The 6,960-nt window shown below is 37.8% G+C and carries 8 protein-coding genes and 1 pseudogene; 3 read left to right on the forward strand and 6 right to left on the reverse strand.

Annotated features, from left to right (window positions below; genetic code table 11):
- Positions 1-335 (forward strand): annotated as a pseudogene (locus tag ACKI5B_RS06590) (hypothetical protein); the annotation flags it as partial.
- Between the two features lie 56 nt (positions 336-391).
- Positions 392-835 (forward strand): peptidyl-tRNA hydrolase, encoded by a 444-nt coding sequence (locus tag ACKI5B_RS06595; protein ID WP_407427041.1) that lies wholly within the window; start codon positions 392-394, stop codon positions 833-835.
- A gap of 1 nt (position 836) precedes the next feature.
- Here the strand turns inward: ACKI5B_RS06595 and arfB are convergent, their stop codons facing one another.
- The 6 genes from arfB to ACKI5B_RS06625 form a co-directional block, all read right to left on the reverse strand.
- Entirely contained in the window at positions 837-1,265 is a 429-nt protein-coding gene (gene arfB / locus ACKI5B_RS06600) for an alternative ribosome rescue aminoacyl-tRNA hydrolase ArfB (RefSeq protein WP_407427043.1), read from the reverse strand.
- 4 nt (positions 1,266-1,269) lie between these two features.
- Complete coding sequence (locus ACKI5B_RS06605; RefSeq protein WP_407427045.1) at positions 1,270-1,908, reverse strand: metallophosphoesterase; 639 nt, start codon at positions 1,906-1,908, stop codon at positions 1,270-1,272.
- A gap of 1 nt (position 1,909) precedes the next feature.
- A complete protein-coding gene (locus ACKI5B_RS06610; protein ID WP_407427047.1) occupies positions 1,910-2,740 on the reverse strand; it encodes a metallophosphoesterase family protein in 831 nt (276 codons plus the stop codon).
- Between the two features lie 102 nt (positions 2,741-2,842).
- Positions 2,843-3,895 carry an RNA ligase family protein gene (locus tag ACKI5B_RS06615; RefSeq protein WP_407427049.1) on the reverse strand — a complete coding sequence of 351 codons (1,053 nt, stop codon included), beginning with the start codon at positions 3,893-3,895 and terminating at the stop codon, positions 2,843-2,845.
- Between the two features lie 135 nt (positions 3,896-4,030).
- Positions 4,031-4,375 carry a helix-turn-helix domain-containing protein gene (locus ACKI5B_RS06620; RefSeq protein ID WP_246462683.1) on the reverse strand — a complete coding sequence of 115 codons (345 nt, stop codon included), beginning with the start codon at positions 4,373-4,375 and terminating at the stop codon, positions 4,031-4,033.
- 286 nt (positions 4,376-4,661) lie between these two features.
- Positions 4,662-5,081 (reverse strand): helix-turn-helix domain-containing protein, encoded by a 420-nt coding sequence (locus ACKI5B_RS06625; RefSeq protein ID WP_184660503.1) that lies wholly within the window; start codon positions 5,079-5,081, stop codon positions 4,662-4,664.
- 161 nt (positions 5,082-5,242) lie between these two features.
- Here ACKI5B_RS06625 and ACKI5B_RS06630 point away from each other — a divergent pair, with 161 nt between their 5' ends.
- Positions 5,243-6,709, forward strand: coding sequence for an ATP-binding protein (locus tag ACKI5B_RS06630; RefSeq protein WP_407427052.1), 1,467 nt, complete (start codon positions 5,243-5,245; stop codon positions 6,707-6,709).
- The last annotated feature ends 251 nt before the right edge of the window (positions 6,710-6,960 follow it).

Consider the following 6,960-nt stretch of genomic DNA (forward strand, 5'->3'; position numbering starts at 1 on the left):
AAGAGGCACTCACAGATGTTATTTGTAAAACCTGGTCCGGCAAAACTGTAAAGGAATACAAAAAGTTTAAGGGACTAAAAAAAGAATCTCTGAAAGACAACATGACCAATATTGAACTGGTTTTGAATATGCTCGCTGAAGTTTCTGCTTCAACCATTACAGAGGTAAAGAATCCGCAATCTTTTGAGGAAAATGTGCAGTGTGCGCATGATGGAGGAAGTGTTGCAGCAGTTGCTCGCCAAGGTCTTGAAAAGGAGTTGGGGAAAAGCGTAATTTCGCCGCTAAATGCCGAAGACACTCTTTTAGAACAGACGAAGAGAATCGAAAAGAATTAATTTGTAAGTACATTAAAAATCTTAATTTGATGGGAGAAAAATATTAAAATAGAACTATGGGAATGCGAAGATTATTTATTATCAGAAAGGATTTACACCTTTCTGCAGGGAAGCTTGGGGCAATGGTTGCGCATTGTGCAGAAGGATATTGGATCTGGCTTATTCGTAAGAATCTTACAGACCAGAACGGAACAGTCCATGTCTCTTTTGACCTGGATCGTAAAATATATAACGATTATTTGAATGGTCGTATCACAAAGACAATCTGCGAGGCAAAAAATCTGAATAAACTGTTTCAAGCTCGTGATATGGCGTTGAAATTTGGATTGGTCGAAAATCAAGATTTTGGAATGATAAACGATGCCTGCCTTACAGAGCTTACTCCCGAATGGGTTGATGAAAATGGCGAAGGCCGCTGCACTGTGGGAATCTGGTTTAAGCCTCTGCAGGATGATGTAGCTCATAGCATCAGTAAGAAGTTTCAGCTGTATAAGGATTAAATTACCAGATCTTTCCCCTGTTCTTTTTAATCTCGCTGCGGATTTTCTTCAACTTTAATTTGCGCTCTTTACTGGCTTTGGTCGGCTTGGTTTTAATTCTCTTTTTGGGAATAACCAGAGCCTGCAAAATCTTGTTTTCAAGGCGGGAAAGTGCAATTTCTCGATTTCGTTCCTGGTAGCGTTCATCATTAACGTCAAGAAAAAGACAGTCTTCTTTATTGATGATGGTAGCCAGTTTTGAACGAAGACGAATAACTTCTGCATCTGTAAGGCCGCCAAGCGATGTAACAGGAACAACAAGATGAACTTTTGTATTCACCTTGTTTACGTTCTGGCCGCCGTTTCCGCCGCTACGGGCAAAAGTCATTTGAGAATTATTGATTATGGATTCGTGAAGCTTTGCGCGATTCATTGTTTCTATTGTAGTCATTTCTTTAGGAATTCTCAATTTTACTCAATATTTCTTTTAAGTTCATAATGCGAAAATTATTAGCATCCACACAAACATTGATATACTTTGCTGGATCCACTTTCTGCTTTGGGTAATGCGTGTTGTATTCTCCAGTAAAATAATCTTCAGTCACCATAGTATCATGAGTATGGCCGTGAACATTTACAAATGAACTTTTAGAATCGATAAATACAGGTTCATGCGAAAGCACAATATTTTCAAACTGGAAAGGTCCTTTATAAACTTTATCAAAACCAAGATGCTCGAAATACTCTATATAATTTGAAAATGTTTTCTTTTTTGCTCTGAGATCATGATTTCCAAGAATTAAATTCATCTTTCGATTTTTCTTCATTCTCATTATGTCATTCATAATCCGGGATTCCTCGAGCCATAAATTCAAATAGACATCACCTAAATTCCAAATCAAACAATCCTCCGGAAGTGCATCAAATTTTTTAAGTATAAACTCATTCATTTGAGAACAGCCTTCCGGGGAATAATCAAATTGACGATTGCAATACTTGATTATATTTGTATGATACAGGTGCAAATCGCTTGTAACAAAAATATTATCAGGTGAATATCCCTGCAGAAAATCCTCTTTTGTTATCTGATTCACACTATTTCTCCAATAAAAACTCGTCCATACGTTCCGCATTGCCAGTATCCTCATCAGGATAACCAACCGGATTTAGCTTCAGATGAATTGTCCTTCCATCACCTTCTACTAGATCCTTAGTCCGAACAGAGTGAGTATGGCCTGCAAGCCAAATACAATTATCTTTCAGCTGGTCCAGATATTTCTGCCCGTTAAAATAGAAAAAGGTTGTATAAATATCATTTTTATAAATCTCCTCAACTCCAAAAAAGAGCGGAATGTAATGAGTCATTATGATATCAGGCTTTTGGGACCCCACGTAATCAAGTTTCTTCATTTGAGAATCAAGAATGTCTTTGTGAACATTTCCCATGTATTCCCAGTGACGATAATCAAACCAGTCTCTCCAGTGGCAAAGAAATTTTGCCATATTTCCTTCTGGTTCCGGTTCAATTTTATACGCCCAGCAGAAATCATTAAAAGCCATTGTTCCACCAAATTTTACGCCTTCAAATTCTTCAACATCTCCATCCAAAATAGATACATTGCCAAGCTTCGATATTTCAGCTTTCAGAAAATCAAGTTTTGGTTGAGTTTCTGTAAACGGATTATTTCGAAAATAGGACAAGTTCCCAACTGTCAAATCATGATTCCCAAACACTACAAAAATCTTTTTGTAACGTGGTGAAACCATCTTGTAAAATTCAACAAACAGATTCGGATCATCACAAGTATCTCCTGCAACACAAAGGACGTCCGCTGGTTTGAGAGCATTGTTTATGTAGTTTTCTAGACTCACACGATGATTTATGTAATGATCAACGTGCAGGTCGCTTGTCATGTAGATTGTCATTTAGTTAGCTCCTTTAATTTAATTGGGGGCGTTGCGGGGGTGTCCCCCGCAGAGAGGATAGCCCGCAACAGCGTGCGGACGTAAGGGGAGACTTCCCCTTTCTTATTTCTGCCTCAAAAGATAATCATTATTAATCACCTTCATTGAAAGCGAACCTTCCAGGATTTTGCTGTACACAGGTTCAATCGGCCTGATGACAATTCCTTCCTTGTGATTTCCGCTGGCGTACTTTCCTTTAGCCCTTTCGATGAACTCAGCCACAGTTTTGAAAGGAAGTTCGTCGCCAGTCTCCTCAACAGGAACCATGCTTAAGCCGGCAGTTTCACAGAAAGACTGCATCTCCTTAAGACCAAGCCTTTTTCCCTGATCCATATCACGCAGAGTGAAAACGTACCATTCGGCAGTTACAAGCTTAAGAGGATTTTTCTGTATACCTTCGCCACAGAACTCACCCTGAACCGCTACATTTTTCAAGCCGACAGCCTCAGCACCCTTCTTGATTTTCTCAATAACTCCATGCCTGTGGACGAACTTCCATGCGGGGCTGGTCTCATCATCAGCAATTTCGTAATTCCTTGAGCAGACACCAAAATCACCGTCAATCAGATACATGGTCACGCTGGTTCCATCCATCTTGGTTGAAATGTAATAAGGCACACCCTTGAACTCGTCAATCAATCCAGGTTCCGCCTGAACTCGGATTTCGTCAGTCTTTGGAATGCCGTGTGGAAAATCCCCGATAACCCGTCCGCTACCAGTGGCAATTTCTGCAACTTCCCATTTCTTTACACCAAGCTGTTCGCTAACAATATCGCCAGTCTTCCAGGCAACGCCATGAAGCGGTTCGATTCCATCCAGAATTGAAAGCGGCAAAACAAGTCCCTGTGAAACCTGTCCACGGAAATTTCTTGTCTTCATCAAAAATCCTTCACCGTTCAAATCGTTGCTTCTGTAACATCCGTCTCGCAAAAACTCAAATTCCAGCTTTACCGGCAAAAATGCATCCACTTCGAAATAAACGCATAAATCGTATTTCTTAAACTCACCTTTTTTGGCAACACATTTCCATCCCAAAACGGAAACGACTTCTATCCTGTCAGCCCCTTCTATCGGCTGTACGTCCCAGATAGTCTGGACACTTGCTAATTTTCTCATGATATTTTCCTTTGATTACAATAAGGGCGTAACGGAACCCTTTTTTATTTGGTAGCGATGTTTTAATTGTATGATTGGATTTTCAGTCTGTCTGTAAACCATTAATTTAAAAAGATGGCTTACAGACAGAAAAGATTAGGCACTCAGCCGCAATTTGCAATCGTTACAATTCTTGTTGCATAGCTTCTCAATCTTGTTTGAAACGCACGAAACTTCAATTTCAATCATGCGCTGGATTACAATCTCTTCGACTGAAACGTCAAACAAGTGGGCAAGCACAAGCAAGTTGTCGATTGTAGGAATAGATTTTCCGCATTCCCATGCATACACAGCCTGCGGATATTCAAAACCGAATACGGCCTGAATATCGTGAACAGTGTATCCACTTTTGATTCTGAGTGATTTGATTTGTACACCGGTTGCTTTCAGATCAACAACCGGCCTTTGAATAGTTACGGTCCTCATATGATTTTTCTCCATTAACAAAAACTCCATTATCTTTTATTGCCTGCCCAGGCATTTTGTAATTCCAAAGTGTGCGTAGAATCATTGCACGAGATAATTTTGTAATGTCAAATGTGTCTGTGCTCATTACGCACTCCTTTTATAAAAGATAATTTTTACGCCAACGGCGTATCGGGTTTTTGTCTCCGGTTTGCAAAACCATTGAGACACGGCGCTCGGCTTCTTAGGGCCAGCGACTTTAATTTGTGTTTTGTATTTTCACTTTAACAAATAAATTTTCATTTGTCATTAAAGTTGTAGTTTAAATTTCAAGCTCTTCACGAATCTCTTTCATCGCTTCATGAAAATCCTGAATCTTACCTTCCTCAATATCAGCCAAACCTTCAAGCAGATGATTAACAAGACTCCTATATGTTTTATACTCAGGAATATCTTCATGAACTTCCAAACCTGAAAAATCAACTTGCTTCAGAACATACAGTTCTTCAACATGACATTTATAAAGTTTAGATAGGAGATCAAAGTTTTCGATGCACGGAATATTCTTACACTTCTCATTTTCCCAAGCATAAATTGCTACAGGTGTCTCAAATCCGAATATCTCCTGCAGCTGCTTTACGCTATAGCCGTTTTTATTACGCAGTTCTTTTAAGAGTCTCGAAGTTGCTGGAATATCAACAACTGTCCGTTTTGTTGGTTTAAGTGAATAGGAATACTCCATAAGTTCATTATAATAAGATTTCACAAAAAGAATAGTAAACTGTTAGTTTAAAAAAAATTACTTCACAATATGCGAAAAAGATAGTGAAGTGAAATGAAGTAATGCTTCACTTTACTTCACTAAAAACTTCATTTATAGTAAAGTGGAATTAAGAGGTGCTTATGCTGATTGAAGAATTAATTCCCGGAATAAACATTGAAGATACTCAAAATGAGTTTAAAAGAATCATTGAAGAAGGAAAATCCGAAGATTCTGGAAAGTCAAAAGAGATTGGCTGGCTAAAAACAATTGCGGCTTTTGCAAATACATTTGGCGGCACTTTGTATATCGGAGTCGATAACAATACTCATAAAATAATTTCTTTGGATCATGATGCAGCTGATAAAACAATTTTGATGATAAACCGCCAGATTAAACAGAGAATTGAACCATCTATTTCATATTCAATAGATACCATCCCAATTAAAGAAGCGGAAAAATCGACAAGATATATTTTAAAAATTTCTGTAGAGAAAAATACAATACTGCCTGTCACTTTGCATGAAGAAAATCTCCTCGGAATCTATATTCGAAGTTACGGAAGTTCCCTGCTGGCTACTCCAGAACAGATTCGAGAATTAATTCTCTTAAGTGATAACAATCCTTTCGACCAGCCATTTACAGAAGAAATCTTTGATAAAAACAATTTCAAACAGATTTTTGATTTGTACAAAGAAAGAAATGAGTCAGAACTTACAGAAAAAGCTTTAATTTCCGCAGGCTTTATTAATTCAGACAAAAAACTTTCTAAAGGAGCACAGCTTTTTTCTGATAATTACAAAAATGAAAGAACGAAAATTGTATGTACAGTTTGGCCAGAAATAACCAAAGGAAGTTCTATAGTCTTGGCTTCTGAAGAATTTGAGGGAAATCTAATTGATTCAATTAAGTTTGCAACTCACTTCATTCAGAGTCATTCTGTAACAGGATTTAAAAAGGTTGATGAAAGCCGTATTGATTATTTTTCATACCCGGCACGTTCTATTACAGAAGGTATCGTTAATGCTATAGCTCACAGAAATTACTTCATCCAGGGAAGTCAGATTGAAATAAATATGTTTAAGGATCGACTTGAAATCACTTCCCCAGGAGCATTGCTGGGCGTTGTAGCTTTGCAAAAAGAAAAGAATATTTCATCCATCATTCCTCGCCGACGAAATGAAGTTATCTGCAATATTTTGGAATATCTTCGCTATATGGAATCAAAAGGCTCTGGCTTCGATAAAATTGAACAGGATTATGCAGGTAAGGGAGAATCTTTCAAGCCGTTTATTTCTTCAAATGGCAATTCATTTACACTAACATTACCAAACCTTACATATTCAAATGGCGTTATCGATGAAAACTCAATTCCAAATATTAATGTAAATGGCATTGTTACAGGAAAAAATGACAAGGCAATTTTATCATTCTGTTTTGCAAAAGCCCATACAGCAAAAGAAATAGCAGACTATCTGGGAATAAAAGCATCTACATATTTTAGAAAAGAAATCCTCGATGTTTTAGTGAAGGATGGATTTCTTATTGAGAGTAAGGAAGGTAAAAGTTCTGAATATTTATCAAATCGAGAAAAAGTCTTTCCCGTATAACCATCTTCGGGCACTCAGCCCGAAGGCCTCATCTAATTCCCTAAAATTCACTCAAATTCAGACAAAAATCTACCACCGGGCTAAATCCCCGATGGCCGACAATTTAAACCAAAACTCTAACTTAAACTCAATTTTAAACTGAAATTTATTGTTGCAAACTGTGTTGTTTTTTGGAAAAAGCTGGTGCATAATGCAGAAAATGCAACATTCTGAAGTGATGTGATACTAGCGGGGACTATTTTGACCTTCTC

Source organism: Treponema sp. (genome assembly GCF_045657965.1).
Classification (GTDB): Bacteria; Spirochaetota; Spirochaetia; order Treponematales; family Treponemataceae; genus Treponema_D.